Source organism: Streptomyces sp. NPDC050485 (assembly GCF_044458185.1).
Classification (GTDB): Bacteria; Actinomycetota; Actinomycetes; order Streptomycetales; family Streptomycetaceae; genus Streptomyces.
In genome coordinates this window covers 294295-320068 of the sequence record NZ_JBITHR010000001.1, presented here as the reverse complement: position 1 = coordinate 320068, position 25774 = coordinate 294295, and the positions used below count along the sequence as shown (strand labels likewise).

Genomic DNA, 25774 nt, shown 5'->3' with positions numbered 1-25774 from the left:
CGGGCTCTGTCGTACGAAGGAGAGTCCGCCCCCGCATGAGTGCGATCAGCAAAGCCGTCATCCCCGCCGCCGGGCTCGGCACCCGGTTCCTTCCGGCCACCAAGGCCACGCCGAAGGAGATGCTGCCGGTGGTTGACAAGCCGGCCATCCAGTACGTGGTGGAGGAGGCAGTGGCGGCGGGCCTGTCGGACGTGTTGATGGTGACCGGACGCAACAAGCGCGCCTTGGAGGACCACTTCGACCGCAATCACGAGCTGGAGTCGGCGCTGACCCGCAAGGGCGACGCCGACCGGCTCGCGAAGGTCCGGGAGTCCAGCGATCTGGCGTCCGTCCACTACGTGCGCCAGGGCGATCCGAAGGGGCTGGGCCACGCCGTGCTGTGTGCGGCTCCGCACGTCGGCGACGAGCCCTTCGCGGTGCTCCTCGGCGACGACCTGATCGACGCGCGGGACGACTTGCTGTCGCGGATGGTGGAGGTCCAGGAACGCCAGGGTGGCAGTGTGATCGCGTTGATGGAGGTCGATCCGGAGCAGATCCACCTCTATGGCTGCGCGGCCGTCGAAACCACCGCCGAGAGTGATGTCGTACGCGTCACCGGACTCGTCGAGAAGCCCGAGGCGTCCGAGGCGCCCTCCAACCTCGCCATCATCGGCCGCTACGTCCTGGACCCGGCCGTCTTCGACGTACTGCGCACCACCGCACCCGGCCGGGGCGGCGAGATCCAGCTCACCGACGCCCTCAACCGGCTCGACACCGTGCACGGCGTGGTGTTCAAGGGGCGCCGGTACGACACCGGGGACCGGGCGGACTATCTGCGGTCCATCGTGCGCCTGGCCAGCGAGCGCGCGGACCTGGGCCCGGACTTCCGGGCGTGGCTGCGTGGTTTCGTCGCCGAGGAGTGCGGGTAATGGCGCTGGTTTGACCCACCACGCCCGGCCCCGTAGCCTTGACCTTCGGCGTGTTTATATACGCGCCTGCCCCTGAGCACCTCACCTCCCGGTCCGCCGGGGGAGGCCCCCTGCTTTCCTGCGGGAGGGCTGGCTTCAAGGGTTCCGTATCGAGCGAGAGAGAGATCCGCGTGTACGCCATCGTGCGCAGCGGTGGTCGCCAGCACAAGGTTGCTGTCGGCGACATCGTTGAGGTTGACAAGATTTCCACTGCCAAGGTTGGCGACACGGTCGAGCTCTCGACCCTGCTCGTTGTCGACGGCGACGCTGTGACCAGCGACCCGTGGGTGCTGGCCGGTATCAAGGTCACCGCCGAGGTCGTGGACCACCACAAGGGTGTCAAGATCGACATCCTTCGGTACAAGAACAAGACCGGCTACCGCCGTCGCCAGGGCCACCGCCAGCAGTACACGGCGATCAAGGTCACCGGCATCCCCACGGCTGCGAAGTAAGGGACTGAGGAGACATGGCACACAAGAAGGGCGCATCGTCCACTCGGAACGGTCGCGACTCCAACGCTCAGCGGCTCGGCGTGAAGCGCTTCGGCGGTCAGGTCGTGCTCGCCGGTGAGATCCTGGTCCGCCAGCGCGGCACCCACTTCCACCCGGGTGCGGGCGTCGGTCGCGGTGGCGACGACACCCTGTTCGCGCTGCAGGCCGGTGCGGTGCAGTTCGGCACCCACCGTGGCCGCAAGGTCGTGAACATCGTTCCGGCTGCCTGATCACTTAGGCACCCGTAGAGCGGTTTCAGCGGAGGCGGACCTCACTTCCCCCACGGGAAGCGGGTCCGCCTTTCGCGTGTTACTAGATAGACATTCCCGTACACTCCCGACTCCGGTCGGGGGGACCCTCAGGAGGCACACCCATGACCACCTTCGTGGACCGCGTCGAGCTGCACGTCGCCGCGGGTAACGGAGGCCACGGCTGCGCCTCCGTTCACCGTGAGAAGTTCAAGCCGCTCGGCGGCCCGGACGGCGGCAACGGCGGCCGTGGCGGCGACGTCATCCTGGTCGTGGACCAGTCCGTGACGACACTCCTCGAATACCACCACTCGCCGCACCGCAAGGCCACCAACGGCAAGCCCGGCGAGGGCGGCAACCGGTCCGGCAAGGACGGCCAGGACCTCGTCCTGCCCGTGCCGGACGGCACCGTCGTGCTCGACAAGAACGGCAACGTGCTGGCCGACATGGTCGGCGAGGGCACCACCTACATCGCCGCCGAGGGCGGCCGCGGCGGCCTCGGCAACGCGGCGCTCGCCTCCGCCCGCCGCAAGGCCCCCGGCTTCGCGCTGCTCGGCGTGCCGGGCACGGACGGCGACATCGTCCTGGAGCTCAAGACCGTCGCCGACGTCGCCCTGGTGGGCTACCCGAGCGCCGGAAAGTCCTCGCTGATCTCCGTCCTCTCGGCGGCCAAGCCGAAGATCGCGGACTACCCGTTCACCACGCTGGTCCCGAACCTGGGCGTGGTCACGGCCGGTTCGACCGTCTACACCATCGCGGACGTCCCCGGCCTCATCCCCGGCGCCAGCCAGGGCAAGGGCCTGGGCCTTGAGTTCCTGCGGCACGTCGAGCGCTGCTCGGTCCTCGTGCACGTACTGGACACCGCGACGCTGGAGTCGGAGCGCGACCCGGTCTCCGACCTCGACACCATCGAGGAGGAGCTGAAGCAGTACGGCGGCCTGGACGACCGCCCGCGCATCGTCGTCCTCAACAAGATCGACATCCCGGACGGCAAGGACCTGGCGGACATGATCCGCCCGGAGCTGGAGGAGCGCGGCTACCAGGTCTTCGAGGCCTCCGCCGTCGCCCGTACGGGCCTGAAGGAGCTGTCCTTCGCGCTCGCCGGGATCGTCGCCGAGGCGCGCGCGGCCAAGCCGAAGGAGGAGGCGACCCGCATCGTCATCCGCCCGAAGGCCGTTGACGACGCGGGCTTCACCGTCGCCTTCGACGAGGCGAACGAGGTCTACCGGGTGCGCGGCGAGAAGCCGGAGCGCTGGGTGCGCCAGACCGACTTCAACATCGACGAGGCCGTCGGCTACCTCGCCGACCGCCTCAGCCGCCTCGGTGTCGAGGAGGCCCTGCTGAAGGCCGGTGCCCACGCGGGTGACGGCGTGGCGATCGGCCCCGAGGACAACGCGGTCGTCTTCGACTGGGAGCCGACGATGATGGCCGGCGCCGAGATGCTGGGCCGCCGGGGCGAGGACCACCGCTTCGAGGCGCCGCGTCCCGCCGCCCAGCGCCGCCGGGACCGCGACGCGGAGCAGGACGAGGCGGACAAGGAGTTCAAGGAGTTCGGGCCGTTCTAGCCCGTCTCCGGCCCGCCGAGTGTGCGGGGTGGGTGGTTTCGGGGCTCCCGTAGGATTCCCGGGTGAGCCAGAGTCCCACCACCCCGCACGGCCCGGCCGGTGTCAGTGTCGTCGTCATCGCCTACAACGACGCCGAGCTGGTCGGCGACGCCGTCCGGTCGGCCCTCGCGCAGGGGCCGGCCGTCGCCGAGGTCGTAGCGGTCGACGACTGCTCCAGCGACGAAACCGCGGCCGTCCTGGACCGGATGGCCGCCACCGAGCCCCGGCTGCGGGTGGTGCGCCGCGCGGACAACAGCGGCGGCTGCGGAACGCCCCGCAACGACGGCATCGCCGCCGCCACCGCCCCGTACGTCATGTTCCTGGACAGCGACGACGTGCTGCCACCCGGAGCCGTCCCGGCGCTCCTGTCCGCCGCCGAGAAGCACGGCACCGAGGTGACCGTGGGCCGGGCCGTGCGCCGCGAGCTGCCCGGCGGCCGCGAGGTGCGCTGGCAGCCCGGCCTGTACCGGGAGGCGGCCGTGTACGAGTCGCCCGAGGCCGAGCCGAAGCTGCTCCACGACACCCTCTGCGTCAACAAGCTCTACCGGCGCGACTTCCTGAATGACCGTCAACTGCGGTTCCCCGACGGCAAGTTCGTGTACGAGGACTTCGTCTTCACGGCCCGCGTGTACGCCGCGGCGCCGCGCGTCGCCGTGGTGCCCGAGCTCGTCTACGTATGGCACGTGCGCCGCGCCGCCGCCCAGGTTTCCATCTCGCTGGCCCGCAAGGACGTCGCCAACTGGCAGGCGCGGATCGCCGCCCACACCCAGGCCGTCAAGGCGTTCCGGGCGGCCGGTCGGAGGGAGCTCGCGGCCGCCTGCCGCACCAAGTTCATCGACTACGACCTGTGCCTGTACGTACGCGAGCTGCGGGTGCGCGACGCCGGGTACCAGGCGGACTGGTGGCGGCTGACCCGGGCCCACCTCGCCGCCTTCGAGGCCGGGGAGCGGGGAGCGGCCGCCGCGCCGGCCCGCTGGATCGCCCAGGTGGTGCTCGCCGCCGAGACGCCCCGCGACCTGGACCGGCTCTCCGAGCTCGCCGCCGACCCGGCCCGGCTGACCCCGCCGTACGCGAGTGCCGGGCCCGGCCCGGTGTGGGCCGACGATCTGGCGGACGTAGCGCTCGACGGACTCGACGAGCTGCCCGCGGGCCTGCTGCCGGTCACCGTCGACGCCACCTTGCTGGCCGGCCGGCGCGGCATCCTCAAGCTGCGCGTGCACGAGCTGTACGGGCGGGTCGCGGCGACCGGCGCCCCGGCGAGCGCCGACATCGAGTTCGTGCCGAGGGACGGCGGCGAACCCGCCCTGACCCTCACCGCGCCGCTGCGCGCGACGGAGGGAGGCTGGAGCGGGCAGGTGCCCGTGGCGCTCGCGCGGCTGGCCGGGGCGGGCGGCCGCGGCACCCAGATCTGGGACCTGAAGGTCCGGCTGAACACCCCGGCGGGCCCGGGCCCGCGCACCACGCTCCGGGCGCAGCCGTCCGGACTGCGGCGCACGGCGGTCCCCGGCAGCCGGTACGGTGTTCTGCTGGTGCAGCCTTACCGGACGGCGAGCGGTTCGCTCGCGGTGCGGCTCGCACCCGGAGTGCAGGGGGCCTTCGGGGTGGTCGGCGGGAAGCTGCGCCGGCTGACCCGGACGGCCCGGTCAAGGCGACGATGAGGACGTGGACACGCAAATGACTTTTCTGATCACTGGCGGCGCCGGATACATCGGCTCCCATGTCGTGCGGGCCATGACGTCGGCGGGGGAGCAGGTCGTCGTTCTGGACGACCTGTCCACGGGCGATGCGGCCCGCCTGCCGCAGGGTGTGCCTCTGGTGGTCGGCTCCGTCCTGGACCGCGAGCTGCTCGACCGCACCTTCGCCGAGCACGCGATCACCGGAGTGGTGCACCTCGCGGGCAAGAAGCAGGTCGGCGAGTCCGTCGAGATCCCGCTGCACTACTACCGGGAGAACGTGTTCGGCCTGACCGTGCTCCTGGAAGCGGTCGCCGACGCGGGCGTGCGCACCTTCCTGTTCTCCTCGTCCGCATCCGTGTACGGCATGCCCGACGTCGACCTGGTCACCGAGGACACCCCGTGCCTGCCGATGAGCCCGTACGGCGAGACCAAGCTGGCCGGTGAGTGGCTGGTCCGCGCGGCGGGCAAGGCGCACGGCATCTCCACGGGCTGCCTGCGCTACTTCAACGTGGCGGGCGCCGCCGTCCCCGAGCTCGCCGACACCGGCATCTTCAACCTGGTGCCGATGGTCTTCGAGAAGCTGGAGGACGGCGAGCCGCCGCGCATCTTCGGCGACGACTACGAGACCCCCGACGGCACCTGCGTGCGCGACTACATCCACGTCGAGGACCTCGCCGACGCCCACCTGGTCGCGGCCCGCAAGCTCGCCGAGTCGGCCCAGGCCGGTGACTACCGGGACCTGACCGTCAACATCGGCCGCGGCGAAGGCGTTTCGGTCCGCGAGATGGTCGACCTGATCAACGAGATCACCGGCCGGGGCATCGCCCCCGAGGTCCACCCGCGGCGCGCGGGCGACCCGGCGCGCGTGGTCGCCTCGGCCGACCGCATCGCCGAGGAGCTGGGCTGGAAGGCCCACCATGACGTACGTTCCATGATCAGCTCGGCGTGGTCCGGCTGGCGCCGGCACCGGGACGGCTGAGCCCGTCCCGTACGCACGCGAGTGCCCCGCCACCCGGGAAGGGCGGCGGGGCACTCGTGCGAGGCCGGGTGCTCAGCGTCCGCGCAGCACCTGGCCCGCCTTGCGGCGCACCTGGCGGGCCAGCGGCACCGGAACCGTCAGGCGCAGCGGGGCGCCGGACGCGTCGGTCACCGGCATGTCCCGGCTGAACCCGCCTGCCACGAGCCGGAGTTGGAGCTCCCAGGTGCCCGGGGCGACCCCGTTGGCGGTGGCCCGCGCCGAGACGCGGCCGTGAGCGTCGACCTCGGCGGTGGTGGGCGCGGTCAGCGCCTGCCCGCCGGATACCAGGAGCAGCCGGACCTCGCCCCGGTCGGGAAGCCAGCCCGGCACGGTGACGCGGGCGGTGGCCTCGACCCGGCCGAAACGGGTGCGCGTCGCGGTGCCCCTGGCCGAGGTCGCGAGCAGCCTGCGGGTGTCGCCGATGTCGAGGTTCAGGTGCTGGTGGGCTGCCGAGTGGAAGAGCGCGGCGGCGCCGGGCCCGGCCTCGCCCCGGTCGACGATGCGGGGCTCCGGCGAGACGTCGTAGCGGCTGCCCGCCGGGCGCGCCAGCCAGGCCTCCTTGCTCAGCTCGCCCGAGGTGACGGCGATGCGCATGGTCCACACGCCGTCGGGCAGCGGCCCGCCGTCGGCGGCCCGGCCGATGTCGACGCACAGCGTGTACGTGCCGTCGTCGGCGGCCTCGGCGGGCACCCAGTACGTGTATCCCTGGCGCCGCAGCAGCGCGCCGACCTGCCGGTTCGCCGGGTCGAGCTCGCTGAGCCGGGCCGAGCCCGCGAGCCGCAGCACCGGCCCGTCCCACTCGTACGAATCGACCTGCTGGACCAGCCGGATCCGGGAGGTGATGTCGTAACAGGAGTCGGGGATCGCCCGCTCCTCGTCACGGAAGTAGGGGTACGCCGCGTACGCGCGGTCGCCGTCCAGGTGCGCGGGGCCCAGGGCGTTCTCGGTGTCGGCGCGGACGATCTCGGTGAGCTCGTCCACCAGGCCCTGGCGCAGGCAGTGCACCCGAAGGCGCAGCCGGGGCGGCAGCGCCTCCATGATCCGGTCGGTGGTCCACTCGTCGAGCAGGACCCGGGCGGCCGCCGCCATCTCCTTACGGCCGGTCTCGTCGCGGGCCAGGTACGGCTCGGCGAACATGCCGAGGATCTCGCCGTGGAAGTGACGTTCCATCAGCTTGTCGCGCTCGCGGCCGGCCGGCACCAGCTCGCCGACGGTGCGCAGGATGCCGCCCACATAGGCGAGTTGGTCGACCCAGTCGACGTCCTGGCGGCTGGCGTTGGTGCCGTCGCCGCGGCCCTCCAGGAAGTAGCAGTCGTGGTCGGCGACCACCGAGATCTTCTTGGCGCGCAGCAGCGCGGGGACGGCGAACGGCACGTCCTCGCCGAGCAGCCGGTGCTCCACGAACCGCAGCCCGTGGTCCTCGATCAGCGAGCGGCGCCACAGCTTGTACGCGGCGAGCGTCCAGTACACCGGCGAGTCGAAGAGGGAGACCTCGGGGCTGGTGGTGCGGAAGTCGACCGGGGCGGCCCGGTCGATGCCGACGATCCGGCCGTACACCACGTCCGACTGCTCCTGGTCGGCCATCCTGACCAGCCGCTTCAGGGCGTCCGGGCCGAGGTAGTCGTCGGAGTCCAGGAAGAAGAGGTAGGTGCCGCGGGCCCGCTCGATGCCCACGTTGCGGGGCTTTCCGGCGCCGCCCGAGGCCTCCTGGTGGACCACCTGGACGTTGTCGCGGCCGCGCGCCCACGCATCCAGCCAGTCGCCGCTGGCGTCCGTGGAGCCGTCGTTGACCGCGATCACTTCGAGCTTGCGCTGCCCGATGGTCTGGGCGTCGACGGACCCGAAGCAGCGCTCCAGGTATCTCAGAGTGTTGTGCACCGGGACGATCACGGTAACAACGGGGTCCATCGGCACACATCCTCGAATGGGGTCACGGCTGCGGTGTCGTCGGAGCCTCGGCTCACGCGCCTGCGGACGCTAGCACAGCTTTTACTACTTATTGGAGGCCGTTGGCGGAGCAGTGTCAAAGGGTGTTGGTATGCGAAGTCTGTGCGGTTCCTGTGCTGGTCGGACGGGGTCCAAAGGCCCCGGCACACGCTCCGTGCCAGGGCCTTCCACCCGTACTTCCCGCCCTGCGACCGCACCGCGGGAAGCGGCGCGGGTCAGCGCTCCAGGAACGCGAAGAGCTCCTCCCAGCGGCGGACGATCTCCTCGGTCCGGTACCGCTGGATGTTCGTGCGGGCCGCGTCGCCGAGCCGGTCGCGCAGCTCCTGGTCGGCCAGCAGGCTGTCCAGGCGGCGCGCGAAGGCGAGCGTGTTGCCGGGCGGCGCGAGCAGACCGTCCTCGCCGTCCCGGATGATCTCGCGGATGCCCGGGGCGACATCGAAGGCGACACACGGCACCGCCGTCGCCATGGCTTCGAGCAGCGACAGCGGGAAGCCCTCGCCGCGCGAGGCCAGCGTGAAGACCGAGCCGTCGCGCAGCGCGCCCGCCGGGTCGTCGGTGCGGCCCATCCACTCCACCGAGCCGTCCAGACCGAGCTCGGTGCACTGGCGGCGCAGCGCCTCCTCGTCGGAGCCGGAACCGTATATCCGCAGCGTCCAGCCGGGGTGCAGCGGAGCCACCTCGGACCAGGCGTCCAGGAGCAGGTCGGTGCCCTTCTCCTCGTGCAGCCGACCGATGCTCACCACGTGCTTCCCGGTGCGCTGCGACGGCGTCTCGGGCAGGAACGGCAGCGGGTTGGGCATGAAGTCGACGTTGTCGAGCTTCTGCTGGGCCCACAGGTCGGCGTCCTCGCGGGTCAGCGCGAGCAGCCGGTCGACGTTCTTGTAGTAGCGCTTGACGCGCCCGAACCGGGAGGACTTGCGGCAGGTCTCGAACGACTCGTGGGTCATGCCGATGACCGTCAGACCGGACGTGTCGGCGAGCGCCACCCACTCCATCGCCCACACCTGGGTGACGATGACGACAGAGCCGGGACGGGCCCGCCGAAACAGCCGGGTCAGCTTGGCCGCCTGCTCGTGCATGCCCGCGGTGCGGGCGGCGCGGCGGCGGTGGTCGGCCAGGTTCAGCTTGCCCTTGATGCCGTGCGGGCCGGGGACCGACGGCGGGTGGACGCCGTACAGCGTGGTCGTCTCGTACGGGAGGTCGTCGCCCAGCTCGAAGGGGTGGCTGGGCGGAGTGATGCCGACGACGTGCACCCGGTTGCCGCGGGCCGCGAACAGCCGGGCCATCTGGTGCGACCAGGTGGCGACGCCGCCCAGCTCGTTGACGGCGTTGGAGACGAAGAAGATGTCACGGCCGCCGGCACTGGCGGACTGCTCGGTCACTTACCGCTCCCGGAGGTGAAGAACTTGGCAACGATCTGCTGGGCCGCGGTGCCCTTGTCGTACTCGCCGAACTCGGCCGCGAAACGCTCCCGCGCCCCGGCGTACTCGGTGTCCGCCGACTTGAGCCCCTCCACCGCCGCGAACAGCTCGGCCTCGGTGGCGACCAGCGGACCGGGCGCCTTCTGGCGCAGGTCGAAGTAGGTGCCGCGGGTCTCGTCCGCGTACTCCTCGTAGTCGTACGTGAAGAAGACCATCGGGCGGTCCAGGAGCGTGTAGTCGAACATCAGCGACGAATAGTCGGTGATCAGACCGTCGGCGAGGACGAGCAGCGGGGAGATGTCGTAGCCGCTGGAGACGTCGATCACCTTGCCGCGCACCGACGGCGGCAGCACGACCTGGTTGAGGTAGTGCGAGCGGATCAGCAGCGTGTACTCGTCACCGAAGCGCTCCGCGAACGCCTCGACGTCGAAGGGCAGCTCGAAGCGGCGGACCGAGCCCTGCGGCGTGGCCCGGAACGTCGGCGCGTACAGCAGGACCTTCTTCGCCGGGTCGATCTTCAGGGCGGCGGCGATCGGACCGCGCTCGCGCGAACCGGACTCGGCCTCCTTCTCGCGGGCCCTGACCAGCTCGTCGTTGCGCGGGTAGCCGGTGCGAAGCAGCCGCTCCTCACGCAGCCGGAAGCCCTTGGCGAGGGTGCGCACATCGTGCTCGGAGCGGACCAGGAAGTGGTCGAAGCGGTCCAGGCCCTTCTGGTGCCGATCCCGCTCCGGGCGGCCGAGCACCTTCATCTGCGGCAGGTCGAAACCCATCCGTTTGAGCGCGCTGCCGTGCCAGGTCTGGATGTACGTGGTGCCGGACCTCTTGCTCAGGGACGCCGGGAAGCCCTGGTTGTCGATCCAGAACTCGGCCTGCGCCAGCGCCCGCAGATAGGCGTAGCTCCACCGCCTGACCAGCGTCGCGTCCTTCGGGAAGCCGGTCGGCTTGGCGCCCTCGTAGGACCAGACGGCCTCGAAGTCCACGCCCTGGCGGCGCATCTCGTCGTAGATCGCCTTCGGGCTGTCGCTGAACTGCTTGCCCATGTGGCTCTCGAAGACCACCAGGCCCTTGCGGACGGGCAGCTTGCAGAGCACGTCGTGGTAGATCCGGACCTTGGTCTCGCCCGAGTTGAGGTCCTTCTTCGCCCGGCGGGCCTTGCGCAGGCCCTTCTTGGCGATGCCGGCGGCCTTGCTCTGCAGGGCCTCCTCGATCAGCCCCTGGGTGCGCACGGTCGCCGCGCCCGCCGCCGTCAGGACGTAGGACAGATTGCCCTTCTTGGAGACCGACGGCTCGATGCGGTCGGAGACCAGCCGGGTCAGCCGGGGGCGGATACGCAGCGGATGCCCGGAGTTCACGTCGATGCTGCCGGCCGAGACCCGCGTGGAGACCGCGTCGCCGTCGACGTCCAGGTTGAGCCAGACGTCCCAGACCACGTCGATGATGCCCAGCGGGCGCAGCTTGCGGGCGATGTCCGCCTCGGCCTTCCAGTCCAGCGTGCGCCCCGCGTGGGTCAGCGAGGTGAGGGGGAAGCGGAAGGACTGCAGGCTGGTGCGGCGGGCCCGGAACTCCAGGGTGCCGCTCAGCTCGGCACCGGGCTTGATCCGGCCCAGCGGGTTCACCACCGAGCCGCCGAGCCGCACCTTGCCGCGCCCGTCGTCGGCGTACGAGGTGAGGCGGTTGCCCAGGGAGAGCTTGGTCAGCGGGCGGGTGTGGTAGCCGGCCTCGGTGACGTCGAGGATGCGGGCGCCGTCGGGGTCGTCCAGGTGCTCCGCACACCAGTAGATCCGGCCGTCCTTCTCCACCAGCGGCGCGGCGAGCTTGCCCGGGCTGATGAGGGCGTCGGCCGCCGGCATCAGGTTCTGCCAGTCCTCCTGGCCGAGCAGATAGGCGCAGATCGCCTGGATGGGCTGGACCTCGGCGTACGCCTGCGGGGAGATGGTCGCCAGGTAGCTGTTGGCGAGCTCGGCGAAGTCGTGGCGGTACTCGTTGTCGAGCAGCGGCAGGTCCCGCAGATGGAGGACGAGGTCGTGCTTGAGGAACTTGACGTCCTTGCGGAACTTGAGGTCGTCGTAGCCCTTCGATTCGAGCAGCTCGTCGACGCGCCGGTGGATCTCCATGCGGTGGACGAAGTTGGCGATCTCGTGGCGCCGGTTGCTGATCGACTTCGCCGAGGAGTTCTCGGCCACGTTCCAGAAGTAGACCTGGTTGGGGATCAGGGCGATCCGGCGCGCGGCGACGTACGCCTGCGCGGAGAACAGCAGGTCCTCGTAGTGGATGCCGACCGGGAAGGTCAGGCCCTGCTCAAGGAGGAAGTCACGCCGGTAGCACTTGTTGGTGGAGAGGGTGTCGAAGACCAGCAGGTCCGGCATCTCGGTGATCGACTCAAGGGTCCGGCTCGCCGAGTAGATCCACGGGTACCACTCGACGGTCTTGCCGTGCCGGCTGTCGACGTGGACCCGGACGCACATGCCGGAGACGAGGTCGGCGCCGGTCCGCTCGGCCGCGGCGACCATGTTCCGGCAGGCGTTCGCCTCCAGGACGTCGTCGCTGTCGAGGAATATCACGTACGTGCCGAGCGCCTCGGAGATGCCGTGGTTGCGAGGTGCGCCGCAGCCGCCGCTGTTCTGCGGCAGCTGGAATGCCCGCACCCGTCCCGGGTTGGCGGCCTGGAGCTCCTGCGCGACCGCGAAGGAGCGGTCCTTGCTGCAGTCGTCGACGATCAGGACCTCGACGCTCTTGTGGGTCTGGTCCAAGACAGACTGGACGGCCGTCGGCAGTCGATCGGCATCGTTGTAGACGATGACGATCACGGAGACGTCAGGCACTGGCACCTCAATCCATTTGTGCTAATGGCATGCGCTTCAACGCTACCTGGTATTCACCCGCCCCTCGGCAGCCGCCCGGGGCGCCCCATCACCCGTCCGGGGCCGGGCGCCACGGCACGTCCGGGCCGTTCGTTACGCAACCGTGAGAAACGACCGGACAACCAACGGCCCGCCCCGGCCATCTCCCGATGAGGCGATGCCACGGGCGGTCGCCCGTCGGGAACGTCATACTTCTCCTCGAACCATGTCCATCGCCACCACCACGGCAGGACGCTGCGGACGAAGCAGACACAGAGCGAGTGAACGAGAAGGCACGGTGCTGAAAACCTCCCCTCCGGGACCGGCGACGACCGAAGAGGCCGGCAGCCGCCCCGGCCGGAAGATCCTCGGGGCGCAGACGCTTGCCGCGACCCTGTCGGCCGTGATCTCCATGGGCGCCTACTGCCTGGCGATGGCCGTGCACGGTACGTATCCCTTCGGATCCCGTTCGCGGGCCGTCAACGACCTCGGCAACCAGTTCGTGCCGTTCCACGCACACCTGTGGGACCTCATGCACGGGACCAGCTCCGGAGACCTGGTCTTCAACTGGGGCAGCGGCTTCGGCGTCCCCTTCCTCGGTGACTTCTTCACCTACCTCATGAACCCCTTCTCCTGGCTCGTCGGGCTCTTCCCGCGCGACCAGGTGGAGATACCGGTCTTCCTGGTCACCCTGTTCAGCGTCGGCCTCGCCGCGTTCCTCATGACCGTCCTGCTCGGCCGGCTGCGCCCCGGCTCGCCGTGGCTGCGCGGACTGCTCTCGGTCGGCTACGCGGTCAGCGCCTGGATGATCTCCGACGGCTTCTCCGACCCCATGTGGATGTGGGGACTGGTCGCGTTCCCGATGCTCGGCATCGCCTCCGACTGGTGCCTGCGCGGCCGCCACTGGATCCCCGGCACCCTCCTCGTCTTCGCCTCCTGGGCCGGTAACTTCTACATCGCCGCCATGGCCACCATCGGCATGGGCCTGGTCCTCGCCGTCCGGCTGATCCTTGAGGACACCCCCGTCAGGCAGCGCCTGAACGTCCTGGTCCGGGCCGGCACGATGACCGTCACCGGTGTGCTGCTCGCCGCGCCCGTCCTGACCGTCAGCCTCAAGGCCAGCAAGCTCTCGCAGCCCGCCCCCGACGCCACGTACAAGGGCGCGCCCAGCCCCGGCGACTACCTGGCGCACCTGCTGCCCGGCGGACTGCTCACCTCCGCGCCGCAGATCTCGGTGGGCCTGCTCCCGCTGCTCCTCGTCTTCTCCTTCCCGTTCATCCGGCGGGTGCCCGGCAAGGAGCGGATCGCCTGGTGCGTGCTGCTCGTGCTGGTCGCCCTCTCCTACATCTGGACGCCGACGATCCTGCTCTGGCACGGCCTGGCCATGCCCAACGGCAGCCCGTACCGCGCCTCCATCGCGCTGACCGCGATGCTCGTGATCGTCGCCTGGCTGGCGCTGGCCCGCCGCCCGCGCCCCAAGGAGCTCCTGTACGGGGCCGGGGTGACCGCCGTCGTGCTGGCCCTCGCCGCCCGCAGCCCCTACGTCTCGCGCGGCACCTGGATCCTCACCGTCGGCGGCGGACTGCTCGTCCTGGCGCTGCTGGTCCTGCTGTACCGGTTCCGCGGCGACCGCAGGCTGCGGATCGCGGTGCTCGGCGGGCTCGCCTGCACCGTGTTCCTGTCCACCGCGTACACCGTGTTCTCGGTCACCGCGATCCGCGACAGCACCGCGTGGTGGCAGCCCAAGCGGACCCTCGACTCGAAGTCGCTCGCCGCGTACGACGCCGTCCGCGCCCACGACGACTGGCCCGCCACCCGCAGCGACCCCGGCCCGCACGAGTTCGCCAACAACGACCCGCTGCTGCTCGGCGGCGAAGGCGGCTCGTACTACAGCAGCTACGTCCCGGCGAAGACCGCCGAGGCCCTCCACGCCCTCGGCGCCGGCTGGTACATACAGGGCCGCCACACCCTGAGCTTCACCGATCCCGTCGGCCGCGCGATCATGGGCATCGGCGGCTACCTGGACTGGGCCAAGAACCCCAACGGGTTCGCGCAGAAATCCGCCGCGGCCCCGCCCGTGGTCACCCTGCGGCCCGGCACCGCCACCGACGCCAAGACCCATGACGCCTCGGTCTTCGCCCGCCAGGAGCGGGTGCTCGGCGCCTCCGTCTACGACGTGCCCGCCCTCGCCCCGGGCGCCGGGCCGACGCCCACCACCAAGCCCAACGGCGACTGGCACCTGCCCGGCAACGCCAAGGGCGGCAAGTGGACGTCGTTCACCGCCAGCTGCACCCCCGGCACCGAGGCCTTCTGGTACGCGCCCTGGTACACGGGCAACATCCAGGCGCTCGGCGGGAAATCCGCGCAGGAGGGCCGCTACAACATGACCAGCAACACCCTGCTGTCGCTCGGCACCGTCCCGGCCGGCGGCAAGTTCACCGTCGCGCTGGGCACCCGCAAGGCCCAGGACATCCCGAAGTTCCCGGTCGGGTGCCTGGACCGTGCCAAGCTCGGCGCCGCGGTCGGGCAGCTCAAGACCACCGCACCCCTGGAGGTCACGGCCGGCGGTCACTCCATCGCCGCCACCTTCCGCAAGGGCACCAAGGGAACCGCCGTGATCTCCACGCCCGCCGTCACCGGCTGGCAGTGCTCGGTCGACGGCGGCGCGTCCCGCACCCCCGGTACTCTGGGCGGGCTGATTGCCGTGAGTCTCGGCGACGGCGGATCGCGGGTCTCCTGCTCGTACCAGACCCCGGGGCTCAAGCCCGGACTCCTGGCGAGCGGCCTGGCCCTGGTGGCCCTGCTCGCCGTCGGGGCCTTCGGTGTGGTCCGTACCCGGTCGTCCCGTTTCTCCTCCTCCACTTCTTCTTCCAACGGAAAGCACTGATGATGAAGCTGTCGGTCGTCGTCCCCTGTTACAACGAAGAAGCGGTCATCGACCAATTCGACGCCAAGACCCGCAGCGTGCTCGACACCCTCGCGATCGAGTACGAGATCTGCTACGTGGACGACGGCAGCCGCGACAAGACGCTCATGCACCTGCGGGACCTGGCCGAAAAGCACCCCGACGCCACCCGCTACGTCTCCTTCAGCCGCAACTTCGGCAAGGAGGCCGGCATGCTCGCCGGGCTGCGCGAGGCCACCGGCGACGCCGTGGTCATCATGGACGCCGACCTCCAGCACCCGCCGGAGCTCATCGAGCGGATGCTCGACCTCTACCAGCTCGGCCACGACCAGATCATCGCCCGCCGCACCCGCGAAGGCGACAAGAAGGTCCGCTCCGCCCTGAGCCGCCTCTACTACCACGCGGTCAACAAGTGGGTCGACGTCGAACTCACCGACGGCGTCGGCGACTTCCGCATGCTGTCGCGGCCCGCCGTGGACGCACTGCTGTCGCTCGGCGAGTACAACCGCTTCTCCAAGGGCCTGTTCTCCTGGATCGGCTTCGACACCATCACCTTCGACTACCAGAACGCCCAGCGCGAGGCCGGCGAGACCAAGTGGAAGTTCGGCTCCCTGCTGAACTACGGCATGGACGGCCTGATCTCCTTCAACAACCGGCCGCTGCGCATCGCGATCTGGCTCGGCATCCTGCTCGCCGGAGTCGGCGCGGCCTACGCCCTGTGGATCACCGTCGCCGCCATCGCCTACGGCGTCAGCACCCCCGGTTACGTCACCCTCGTCGCCATCATCGTCGGCCTCGGCGGCGTGCAGATGGTGATGCTGGGCCTGATCGGCGAGTACATCGGCCGCATCTACTACGAGACCAAGCGCCGCCCCCACTTCCTGGTCAAGGAGTCCCACGGCTTCCCCGGCGAGCCCGAGGGCATCCAGCGGCGCGAAGTGCGGCGCGGCAACGACCAGCAGCACAAGGTGATCTGATGCCCAGTCAGCTCGGGCAGGTGATCCGGTTCGGCTTCGTCGGCGGAGTCAACACCTGCACCTTCTACGCCTTCTACTGGCCGCTGCTCCACCTGGCGAAACTGCCGTACTTCGTCGCGTACACCATCGCCTTCCTGCTCAGCATGGTCGGCTCGTTCTTCCTGAACACCTACTTCACCTACCGCACCAGGCCGACCTGGAAGAAGTTCCTGCTCTTCCCGCTCACCAACGTCACCAACTTCGTGGTGCAGAGCGCCGGCCTGTTCGCGCTGGTGCACTGGGTCGGGATGAACAAGACGATCGCGCCGCTGGTCGCCGCCGTGGTGGCGATCCCGTTCACCTATGTGCTGTCCCGCCGGATCCTGGTGCCGAAGCACCACGAGACGAGCGAGCCGGAAACGGTCGAGCCCAAGATCCCGGTGAAGTAATCCCGGTGACGTGAGACGACGACGGCGGAAGGGGCGGACACCCTGAGGTGTCCGCCCCTTCCGCCGTACCACGGCTAGACCCGGCTGCCGCCGCTCTCCTTCTCCGCCTGCGCCCACCCGCCGAACCGGGCGCCCGGCCCGGTCTGGCGCGCCGCGTACAGCTGGCCGTCCGTGCCGATCACCGCGAGCACGGCCCGGCCGGAGGAGTCCTGCGCCGCACCCGGTATGCCCGTGAACTGCACACCCGGACTCTCCCAGGCGGCCGACTCGTCCGAGGACGGCACCACCCGGCCCTGATCGTCCCTGGCCGCCAGAACCAGGGCCGTGCTCTTGCCGGTCAGCCGGTACGAGGACACCCGCCCATAGCCGCCCATCGGGGTGCGCTTGGCCACCGACCACGGCGCACCGGAAGCGGCCGGGGAGCCCACGATCACCTGCGCGGTGCCCGCCCCCCGGTAGACGACCGACGCGCCGCCCTTGCCGTCCGCGACCAGGCTCACCGCGCTGCCCGACGCCGCCAGACCGGTCGGCGCCGACAGCTTCGGCAGCGCACCGGGCGACGGCGACACCCAGTACAGGACGCTCTTGGCGATCGGAGCCGCCACATGGATCCGCCCGGTCGCATCCACCAGGGCGTCCATCCCCTCCACCACCAGCGGGTGCGGAGGCTGCTTGCCCGGCGGGCTGTCCAGGAGCTGCCAGGGCCCCCAGTCCTTGCCGTCCTTGCCGCTGCGCATGTTGATCTCGCCCGCCCAGTTCCGCACCAGCACGTGCACCGTGCCGTCCGGGGCGACCGCCATCGCCGGATACCCCGTCTCCAGCGACTTCTCCGGAGCCGCGTCAGGCGTGCCGAGCGACGTCCACGCACCGAACTTCGGCACCCCATCGGCGCCGACCCCGGTCTGCAGGACGCACACCAGCTCCTTGTGGTGCTTCTGCCCCTTGAACGGCAGCACCGTACGCGTCCCGAACAACTGGAGCGTGCCGTCCGGCAGCCGCACGACCTCCACCTGGGGGTCGAGCGGGCCGCCCGCGCTCCCCACCGCGTCGAACGGGCCCACCCACGGGCCCTTGCCCGCCGCCCGCTCCACCCAGCAGCGCACCGCGCCGTTCAGCACCGAGAACGCCGCCAGCCGCCCGTCCTTCAGCGGCGCGATCCAGCGCGGGGTGCCCGGCGCGCGGGTGCGGGTGCCGCGCGCCCAGCCGGCCCCGCCCCCCTTCAGCCCGTTCGGCCCCACCTTGAGGTCACCGCAGCCCGAAGAGTCCCCGCAGTCCCGGTGGTCCGCCCAGCCGTACGCGTTGAGCAGCTGCGAGGTCCGCTTGGTCGTCGCCGCGTCCAGGGACGGCGGGGTGTAGTTCGTCGGATAGCCGAAATAGCTGGTCACCGACGCCGGACGGCCCTTGCCCGCACCCCAGTAGCGCTCCATCGCGGCCTGCATGAAATGGGCCGACGCGGTGTGGTCCTGGTGGTCCAGATAGCTCAGGCCGCGCAGTATCGTCGGCGCGCTCATCATCGCCACCGTCTCCCGCGGCGCATGCAGGGGAGTGGGGTCCAGAGTCCGTATCACCGTCGGATTGACCCGCGCGATCGCCGCCACCAGCGCGTCGGTCAGCTGGTCACGCGTATAGGCGCGCGGCATCCGCACCGTGCTGCCCGTACCCGGCAGCGTCGGCAGCTGCGGGATGGCGCCCAGCCACAGCCCGCGCATGCTCACCGGACGCGGCACGCTCACATAGCGCGCCTCGCACAGCCCCATGTAGATCAGCTGGACGTTCGGGGCCGCCTCCAAGTAGTGCAGCTCGGAGCGGAACCCGGGCAGCAGCTCCACCGGCTCCACCGTCCACGGGCTGTTGTCGTCGCCCGTCGCCATCAGCGCGTGGGCGGCCCGCAGCCCGTTGATCCTGGCCCGGGCGAAACCCGGCCGGTCCGTCGGCATCGTCTTGAACTCCGGCGTCTTGGCCGGCGCGTTGCGCCCGTCCGACTCGCCGCTGGTCATGCACACCGTCACCGAGAGGGCGCCACTGCGGATCGACTGCTCCTGATCCGGGTTCATGAAGTAGATGCCGTCGTCGGCATGCGCGAGCACATGCAGATACGCCTGATTGGCCGCGTCCGAAGCGGGCTTCCCCGTCGTCGTGCCCGAGGAGGAGCCCTGCATCCCGGACCCGCCCTGCGGGGCCAGCCACTGCCATCCCCCGTAGGCGAGAGGCGCTGCCACAAGGCCGCCGCCGGCGACCTGCAACACACGTCTACGAGATGGTGACGAAGGCATCCGGCACGCTCCTTGTTGCATCCATGCGCCCCGAGTCCCCCGGGCGGCCGTCATGGAGTTGTTCGACCAGTCATCAGGAGGGAGGGCCAAGCGGCTCCGGAGGTTTCACTTCTGCCGCTAAATTTGCCCGGCTGGTATGAAACCGCACGGTACGGCCGTGTGGCCTTCAGCACTCTCCCAGGACGCCACCTCCTTACTTTTCGTACATTTTCGAACTTTACGGCTCTCTGTGCGGTCCCTGTGAGGTTGTCCGCCGATTGGAACTTCCAAGCACCCACCACCGGTCCTGACATAGATTTCACCGTGTGACAGTGGCAAGGCAGCAGGTGGCACAGGCCCGCAGAATCGTCGTCAAGATCGGTTCCTCCTCACTCACCACCGCCTCCGGCGGCCTCGACGCGGACCGGGTCGACGCCCTCGTCGACGTGCTCGCCAAGGCGCGCAGCGGCGGAGAGAAGGAAATCGTCCTCGTATCCTCCGGCGCCATCGCCGCCGGACTCGCCCCCCTGGGCCTGCGCCGCCGCCCCACGGACCTCGCCCGCCAACAAGCCGCCGCCAGCGTCGGCCAAGGCCTCCTCGTCGCCCGCTACACCGCCTCCTTCGCCCGCTACGGCGTACGCGTCGGACAAGTCCTGCTCACCACCGACGACACCAGCCGCCGCGCCCACTACCGCAACGCCTACCGCACCCTGGACCAGCTCCTCGCCATGGGCGCCCTCCCCGTCGTCAACGAGAACGACACCGTCGCCACCGACGAGATCCGCTTCGGCGACAACGACCGCCTCGCAGCCCTCGTCGCCCACCTCGTCCGCGCCGACCTGCTCGTCCTCCTCTCCGACGTCGACGGCCTCTACGACGGCGACCCGGCCAAACCCGGCACCACCCGCATAGACGAAGTGCGCGGCCAGGACGACATCGCCCACGTCCAGATCGGCAGCGCCGGCAAGGCCGGAGTCGGCACCGGAGGCATGGTCACCAAGGTCGAGGCCGCCCGCATCGCCGCCGCCGCCGGCATCCCCGTCGTCCTCACCTCCGCCAGCCACGCCGCCGACGCCCTCGCCGGCCGCGCCACCGGCACCCACTTCCACCGCACCGGCCGCCGCTCCGCCGACCGGCTCCTGTGGCTCGCCCACGCCTCCACCCCCCAAGGCGCCCTCATCCTCGACGACGGAGCCGTACGCGCCATCGTCGAAGGCCACAAATCCCTGCTGCCCGCCGGAATCGCCGCCGTCGAGGGCGACTTCGCCGCCGGCGACCCCGTCGAACTCCGCGACCCCCAGGGCCGAGCCGTGGCCCGCGGCCTCGTCAACTTCGACGCCAAGGAAATCCCCCAGCTCCTCGGCCGCTCCACCCGCGACCTTGCCAAGGAACTCGGCCCCGGCTACGAGCGCGAAGTCGTACACAGGGACGATCTGGTCGTCCTGCACCCCTGAAACGGCTGAAAGTCCAGCCATAAGACAGACACCTTCAGGAAAACCGCCCCGCGCCCCGCCTCGGGCTGGTCAACTTTGAAGTGGGGTACACGCGGACGGCAAGCCGCGCGGAACCGCACCGCATCGCACACAGCAGCACAGGAGGCCGCCGGTGAGACGAGCGCGCCCGGGGGCGGCGCCCCGAGGGACGACGGCTGAGCGGACCCTGACCAGTGTGGGGACGGGGGCCGACATCGAGCAGAGAGAGGTACCCGAAGAGCCCGGGGACACCCCCAGGCTCTGGCACATCACACTCAGCGTCTCGGGAACCGAGACCCCGCTGAAAGAGGTCCGCCGCGGCCTCGAACAGCTCGCCCACGACCACCCGTTCCTGCTGACCAGCAGATACGCCAACGACCACGCCGAAATCCGCTACTGGGAAGAAGCCCGCGACCTCCACGACGCCGCCGCCGTCGCGCTGCGCCTGTGGGGCGAACACCGCTCCACCGCCAAACTGCCGCCCTGGGAGATCGTCGGCCTCGAAGTCATCGACCGCGAGACCTACCACCAGCGGCTCGCCGAAGGGTACGGCCCGCCACCGGCCGCACCCGTAGGCGTCCACCCGTTCTGACCCCCGGCACGCCTCGGGGGAGTCTCGGGGAGTGGAATACGGGCGGAATGCCCGCCCGCCGCGCATTACCCTGCGGACATGGCCTCGCTCTCCTCGCCCTCGTCCCCGTCCTCGTCCACGGACTCCCCGGACGACACCATGTCCCCGGTCACCCGGACCGCCCACCGGGCGCGCTCCGCCGCCGCCGAGATCGCGCCACTTCCGCGCGCGGCCAAGGACGCCGCGCTGCTCGCCATCGCGGACGCGCTCGAAGCACGGACCGGCGAAATCGTCGAGGCCAACGCGCTCGACGTCGCCAAGGCCCGCGAGGCCGGAACCAGCGAAACCGTCATCGACCGCCTCACCCTCACCCCCGAGCGGATCCGCGCCATCGCCTCCGACGTACGACACGTGGCGGCCCTGCCCGACCCGGTCGGCGAAGTCGTCCGCGGCTCCACCCTGCCCAACGGCATCGACCTGCGCCAGGTCCGCGTCCCGCTCGGCGTCGTCGGCATCATCTACGAAGCCCGCCCCAACGTCACCGTGGACGCGGCCGCGCTCTGCCTCAAGTCCGGCAACGCGGTCCTGCTGCGTGGCTCGTCCTCGGCGTACGCCTCCAACACCGCCCTCGTGCGCGTGCTGCGCGACGCCGTCGAAGGGACCGGCCTGCCCGCTGACGCCGTCCAGCTCGTACCCGGCGAATCCCGCGACTCCGTACGGGAGTTGATGCGCGCCCGCGGCCTGGTGGACGTCCTCATCCCGCGCGGCGGCGCCTCCCTGATCCGCACCGTTGTCGAGGAATCCACCGTCCCCGTCATCGAGACCGGCACCGGCAACTGCCACGTGTACGTCGACGCCGAGGCAGACCTCGACATGGCCGTGGCCATCCTCATCAACTCCAAGGCGCAGCGCCCCTCGGTCTGCAACTCCGCCGAGACCCTCCTCGTCCACCAGGACATCGCCGACGCGTTCCTGCCGCGCGCCCTGGACGCGCTGGCCGAGGCCGGCGTCACCGTCCACGCCGACGAGCGGGTGCGGTCCTATGCCGGCGCCTCCAAGGCCACCGTCGTCGAGGCGACCCCCGAGGACTGGGAGACCGAGTACCTCTCGTACGACATCGCAGCCGCCGTGGTCGACTCCCTGGACGCGGCGGTCGCCCACATCCGGCGGTGGACCTCCGGGCACACCGAGGCCATCGTCACCACCTCCCAGGCCGCGGCCCGCCGCTTCACCCAATTGGTCGATTCCACGACCGTCGCCGTCAACGCCTCCACCCGCTTCACCGACGGCGGCCAGTTCGGATTCGGCGCGGAGATCGGCATCTCCACCCAGAAGCTGCACGCCCGGGGCCCCATGGGCCTGCCGGAACTGACCTCGACCAAGTACATCGTGACGGGCGACGGTCATGTCCGGTGAGCGACGGATGCGGCCGGTAGGCATCAGTCACGCTTGGTAGTCACCTGTCGCGCCCGGTAGATGTCCATTACGCTCGGTGAGTGCGCGGGACTGTCGGTAACTCTCCGATGAGGAGGGCGAGTTCGGCCACTCGCTGCCCAAAACGACCGACCGGGGCTACCCTGAACGCGTGCCGGACGACGTAGGGGGCGAGCCGTTCCCGGACGGTTGGGAGCCCCACGACGACCGCGGAGGCGCGGACGAAGACTTCGCCTCCGTGGTGTTCGACGAGGACTTCGTACGGGCCGCCGCGATCCACGAACCCAGTGCCGTGGAGCGACTGCTCGCCGCCGCACAGGCCCGCGCCGAAGCCGAGGCCGCCCGCGCCCGAGCCGGCGCCGGAGCCCCCGACGACGAGCCCTACGACGACGGATACGGCGCCTACCACCCCGGCCGCGACTCCGGCGCGGTCTACGGCCCCGGACTGTGCGCCGGCGCCGAGGCGGGGCCCTACGGCCGGCACGGCGGCGTCCTGCGCCCCTACCGGGGCCGCGCCCGCTGGCACCGCCCCATCGCCTGGCTCCTCGCCGTCCTGATGGGCATCGGCATGGTCGCCCTCGCCTTCTCGGCCGTCTACCGGGGCGCCTCGTCCAGCCGCGACGAGAAGGCCCCGTCCCCGGCCACCAGCAACGTCGACACGGGCGGCCCGATCAGCCCTGGCGGGCCGGCTGGCGCGAGCGGGACCAGTGGGCCGAGCAGGTCGCCTCGGGCGGGGGAGCCCGGTGGGCCGAGTGGGGCGCAGGCCAGGGCGAGCGGGCCCGGTGGGCGGAGCGGGCCCAGTGGTAGTGGGCCTGGCGGTCCGAGCGGGCCTGGCGGGCCTTCGGCTTCGGCGGATTATGAGGCGCCGGCGGTTTCGGCTGCGCCGCGGATGCCTTAGGGGGGCCTCCCCCCCCCGCCCCCCCGGCCCCCCTCCCCACCCACCCCCTCGCAGTCCCCGAGCGGCCCCCGAGCAGCCCCTTGAACGGCGGCGTCGGAACTCGTCAGAACTTGTCGTGTACCAGCGCGTTTACCTTTCCCTCACCAGACCTACCCTGAAGGTATGGCAGGGCGTGGAGAGCCACCCGAGGGGACACCGGAGGGCCTCCCCGGCGGCGGTGAGGACGAGTACCGGTCCGTCGTCTTCGACGAATCGTTCGTCCGTGCTGCCCGCCTCCAGGAGTTCTCCGCCCAGGAGCGCATGCGCGAGCACGCGCGGGCTGTGCGTTCCCGTCCGGGCTGGTCCCTCAGAGCCACCTCCAAACCGGCCATCGCGTTGGTACTGCTACTTCTCATAGCCTTCAGCACCGCCATCTTCATGGGCATCCGGCACCCGTACCAGCCGCCGTCCACCAGCCACCCGGAGCCGGTGCGGATGACCGTGATCCCGCTGGCTCCGCAGGGCCCGGTGCCGGGCGGCGACGCCGAGCAGCTCTTCGCGCGCAGCCCGGCCGCCCAGTTCCGCATCGGCGGCTCCGGGATCAACCTGCCGTCGGCCACGAAGACCACCCACTTCTCCGAGGCCCAGGTGATGACGGCCCTGTCCATCGCCAAGGACTACCTCGTCACGTCGTCCCTGGACCCCGATGTCCTCACCGGCGGCGCGGTCCGCCAGGTGCGGGTGCTGCTCGACCCCGACCTGATGGCCCAGTTCGACCAGAGCGTGGCCACACCGGCCGACGACGGCCGGCACTCCGCCACCGGCTGGCTGGTGCGCTTCGACCCGGCCAAGGTGGCCCTGGCCGACTCCCGGATACGGGTCCAGGGTTCGATGAGCTACACGGAGCCCGGATCGGAAGCACTCGAAGTCACCGCGGACTATGTCTTCGTGTACGCCCTGCACCCGGCGGGGAACGGCCCGCACACCACCGACGCCTCGCTGTTCACGGTCCGCCGCGAGCTGCACTTCCGCCTCGACCGCGAGGACCTGCGGCTGAACCGGACGGAGCTGCAGGTCAGCTCCGTAGAGGCCGGTCCGCAGGCCTGCTCGGCCGATGTCTCGGCCCAGCTGCGGCCGCTCCTCGCGGGGGAGCGGGCCAGCACACAGGCTCCGGCCGGGACCGACCCGTACGCGACCGGTCCCGCCCCCGAGGCCCTGTGCGGCACCCTCGCCGCGAACGCCCAGCCCTCGCCCGCCCACTGACCCGGCGGACAGACCTCCACGCTGCCCCCACGCTGCCACCGACCGACGTCGGCCTTCACCAGCCCCCGCTCAGCTCTCCTCAGCTCCCCGCTCAGCTTTCCTGAGCCCCTTCCGGCCCTCTCAGGTTCTCCTCAGCCGCCCTCGCCCTCCTCGGCAGGTTCTCTCTCCTCAGGCCGTCCTCGTTCAGTCCCCCTCGCGGCCGTTCTGCTCCGGCTTGCCATCCGAGGGCCCGGCTTCCGGGCCGGACGGCTTGCCCCCCGACGCCTTGCCCTCCGACGCCTTGTCCCCGGACGGCTTGTCCGCCGGGCGGGTGCTCTTGCCCGTGAATGTGTCGCGCAGCTTGCCGCCCAGGTCCGCGGTGCCGCCGGCGATGTCGCCGACCAGCTTCATCAGCGGATCCTTGCTGCTCTTGACCGATTCCGCGTACGAAGCCGCCGACTCCCGGAAGGAGTCGCTGACCGAGGTGTCCTTGTCCTCGTCGCGGCGCGGGTAGTGACCGTCCATGATCCGCTGGTAGTCGCGGGTCTCGGCCCACTTGTTCAGCTCGGCGGCGCGCACCGTGGTGAAGGGGTGGGAGCGGGGCAGCACGTTGAGGATCTTCAGCACGGAGTCGCGCAGGTCACCGCCGCTTTCGTACTCCTTGGCCTGCTCCAGGAACGCGTCCACGTTCATCTCGTGCAGATGGTTGCCACCGGCTATCTTCATCAGCCCCCGCATCGAGGCTTGCAGATCCTGGCCCACCAGGAGTCCGGCCCGGTCCGCGGACAGCTCCGACTTGCGGAACCATTCGCGCAGCGCCGTGACGATCGCCATGATCGCGACGTTGCCCAGCGGGATCCAGGCGACCTTCAGGGCGAGGTTGGTGAGGAAGAGCAGGATCGTGCGGTACACGGAGTGACCGGACAGGGCGTGGCCCACCTCGTGGCCGACGACCGCGCGCATCTCCTCTTCGTCGAGCAGCTCGACGAGACCGGTCGTCACCACGATGATCGGCTCGTCGAGGCCGATGCACATGGCGTTCGGCTGCGGGTTCTGGGTGACGTACATCGGCGGGACCTTCTCCAGGTCCAGGATGTAACAGGCGTCCCGCAGCATGGCGTTGAGGTGTGCGAACTGGGCGTCGCTCACCCGCACGGAGTCCGAGAGGAACAGCAGCCTGAGGCTGCGCTCGGGCAGCAGTCCGCTCAGTGCCTTGAAGACGGTGTCGAAGCCGGACAGCTTGCGCAGCGCGACCAGCGCCGAGCGGTCTGCGGGGTGTTCGTAGGCCCGGGAGGAGATCCCGGGGAACCGGCGCCGCTGCCTGCTCGGCACGTGGTCGTTGATGTCTTCGGTCATGGGTGCCCCCTGTCGTTCGAGTCGTCGGCCCGTCCCCCTGACGACATCCACACTAGGCGGTGGGGCTA

Annotated in this window: 18 protein-coding genes and 1 pseudogene; 14 read left to right on the top strand and 5 right to left on the bottom strand. The window is 70.6% G+C overall.

The features are described from left to right. The first annotated feature begins 35 nt into the window (after positions 1–35). The 6 genes from galU to galE all read left to right on the top strand — a co-directional run bounded on the left by galU (position 36) and on the right by galE (position 5945). Positions 36–908 carry a UTP--glucose-1-phosphate uridylyltransferase GalU gene (galU, locus tag ACIBK6_RS01445; RefSeq protein WP_399047761.1) on the top strand — a complete coding sequence of 291 codons (873 nt, stop codon included), beginning with the start codon at positions 36–38 and terminating at the stop codon, positions 906–908. A 170-nt stretch (positions 909–1078) separates the two neighbouring features. After that, a complete protein-coding gene (gene rplU, locus ACIBK6_RS01440) occupies positions 1079–1399 on the top strand; it encodes a 50S ribosomal protein L21 (RefSeq protein ID WP_399047760.1) in 321 nt (106 codons plus the stop codon). 14 nt (positions 1400–1413) lie between these two features. Continuing rightward, positions 1414–1668 carry a 50S ribosomal protein L27 gene (rpmA, locus tag ACIBK6_RS01435; RefSeq protein WP_399047759.1) on the top strand — a complete coding sequence of 85 codons (255 nt, stop codon included), beginning with the start codon at positions 1414–1416 and terminating at the stop codon, positions 1666–1668. Between the two features lie 143 nt (positions 1669–1811). Continuing rightward, entirely contained in the window at positions 1812–3251 is a 1440-nt protein-coding gene (gene obgE, locus ACIBK6_RS01430) for a GTPase ObgE (protein ID WP_399047758.1), read from the top strand. Positions 3252–3313: 62 nt separating this feature from the next. Continuing rightward, positions 3314–4948, top strand: coding sequence for a glycosyltransferase family 2 protein (locus tag ACIBK6_RS01425; protein ID WP_399047757.1), 1635 nt, complete (start codon positions 3314–3316; stop codon positions 4946–4948). Positions 4949–4964: 16 nt separating this feature from the next. Beyond that, a complete protein-coding gene (gene galE / locus ACIBK6_RS01420) occupies positions 4965–5945 on the top strand; it encodes a UDP-glucose 4-epimerase GalE (RefSeq protein ID WP_399048443.1) in 981 nt (326 codons plus the stop codon). Between the two features lie 72 nt (positions 5946–6017). Here galE and ACIBK6_RS01415 read toward each other — a convergent pair whose 3' ends face one another. The 3 genes from ACIBK6_RS01415 to ACIBK6_RS01405 all read right to left on the bottom strand — a co-directional run bounded on the left by ACIBK6_RS01415 (position 6018) and on the right by ACIBK6_RS01405 (position 12180). After that, positions 6018–7892: a glycosyltransferase family 2 protein gene (locus tag ACIBK6_RS01415; protein ID WP_399047755.1), complete on the bottom strand. Its 1875-nt coding sequence runs from the start codon at positions 7890–7892 to the stop codon at positions 6018–6020. Positions 7893–8146: 254 nt separating this feature from the next. Beyond that, complete coding sequence (locus ACIBK6_RS01410) at positions 8147–9313, bottom strand: glycosyltransferase (protein ID WP_399047753.1); 1167 nt, start codon at positions 9311–9313, stop codon at positions 8147–8149. Next, positions 9310–12180, bottom strand: a complete 2871-nt coding sequence (locus ACIBK6_RS01405; protein WP_399047751.1) for a CDP-glycerol glycerophosphotransferase family protein — start codon at positions 12178–12180, stop codon at positions 9310–9312. The genes ACIBK6_RS01410 and ACIBK6_RS01405 overlap by 4 nt, the downstream gene beginning before the upstream one ends. Before the next feature lie 310 nt (positions 12181–12490). On the opposite strand from ACIBK6_RS01405, the gene ACIBK6_RS01400 reads away from it, so the two are divergent. From ACIBK6_RS01400 to ACIBK6_RS01390, 3 genes are read left to right on the top strand one after another with little or no spacing between them, the layout of a single operon-like run. Continuing rightward, positions 12491–15079 carry a YfhO family protein gene (locus ACIBK6_RS01400; protein WP_399047750.1) on the top strand — a complete coding sequence of 863 codons (2589 nt, stop codon included), beginning with the start codon at positions 12491–12493 and terminating at the stop codon, positions 15077–15079. A gap of 2 nt (positions 15080–15081) precedes the next feature. After that, entirely contained in the window at positions 15082–16074 is a 993-nt protein-coding gene (locus ACIBK6_RS01395) for a glycosyltransferase family 2 protein (RefSeq protein ID WP_399048442.1), read from the top strand. Continuing rightward, positions 16074–16502, top strand: a complete 429-nt coding sequence (locus ACIBK6_RS01390; RefSeq protein ID WP_399047748.1) for a GtrA family protein — start codon at positions 16074–16076, stop codon at positions 16500–16502. Before ACIBK6_RS01395 ends, ACIBK6_RS01390 begins: the two co-directional genes overlap by 1 nt. Before the next feature lie 74 nt (positions 16503–16576). Here the strand turns inward: ACIBK6_RS01390 and ACIBK6_RS01385 are convergent, their stop codons facing one another. Continuing rightward, positions 16577–18748 (bottom strand): PIG-L family deacetylase, encoded by a 2172-nt coding sequence (locus ACIBK6_RS01385; protein ID WP_399047747.1) that lies wholly within the window; start codon positions 18746–18748, stop codon positions 16577–16579. 332 nt (positions 18749–19080) lie between these two features. Between ACIBK6_RS01385 and proB the strand changes: the two genes are divergently transcribed. The 5 genes and pseudogenes from proB (at position 19081) to ACIBK6_RS01360 (ending at position 24371) form a co-directional block, all read left to right on the top strand. Further along, positions 19081–20208, top strand: coding sequence for a glutamate 5-kinase (gene proB / locus ACIBK6_RS01380; RefSeq protein ID WP_399047746.1), 1128 nt, complete (start codon positions 19081–19083; stop codon positions 20206–20208). 151 nt (positions 20209–20359) lie between these two features. Beyond that, positions 20360–20818, top strand: a complete 459-nt coding sequence (locus ACIBK6_RS01375; RefSeq protein WP_399047745.1) for a hypothetical protein — start codon at positions 20360–20362, stop codon at positions 20816–20818. Positions 20819–20896: 78 nt separating this feature from the next. After that, entirely contained in the window at positions 20897–22213 is a 1317-nt protein-coding gene (locus ACIBK6_RS01370; RefSeq protein ID WP_399047743.1) for a glutamate-5-semialdehyde dehydrogenase, read from the top strand. Positions 22214–22382: 169 nt separating this feature from the next. Then, positions 22383–22961, top strand: a pseudogene (locus ACIBK6_RS01365) (hypothetical protein); the annotation flags it as partial. A 330-nt stretch (positions 22962–23291) separates the two neighbouring features. After that, complete coding sequence (locus tag ACIBK6_RS01360; RefSeq protein WP_399047742.1) at positions 23292–24371, top strand: hypothetical protein; 1080 nt, start codon at positions 23292–23294, stop codon at positions 24369–24371. A 183-nt stretch (positions 24372–24554) separates the two neighbouring features. Here ACIBK6_RS01360 and ACIBK6_RS01355 read toward each other — a convergent pair whose 3' ends face one another. Beyond that, positions 24555–25706, bottom strand: coding sequence for a M48 family metallopeptidase (locus ACIBK6_RS01355; RefSeq protein ID WP_399047740.1), 1152 nt, complete (start codon positions 25704–25706; stop codon positions 24555–24557). Positions 25707–25774 lie beyond the last annotated feature (68 nt).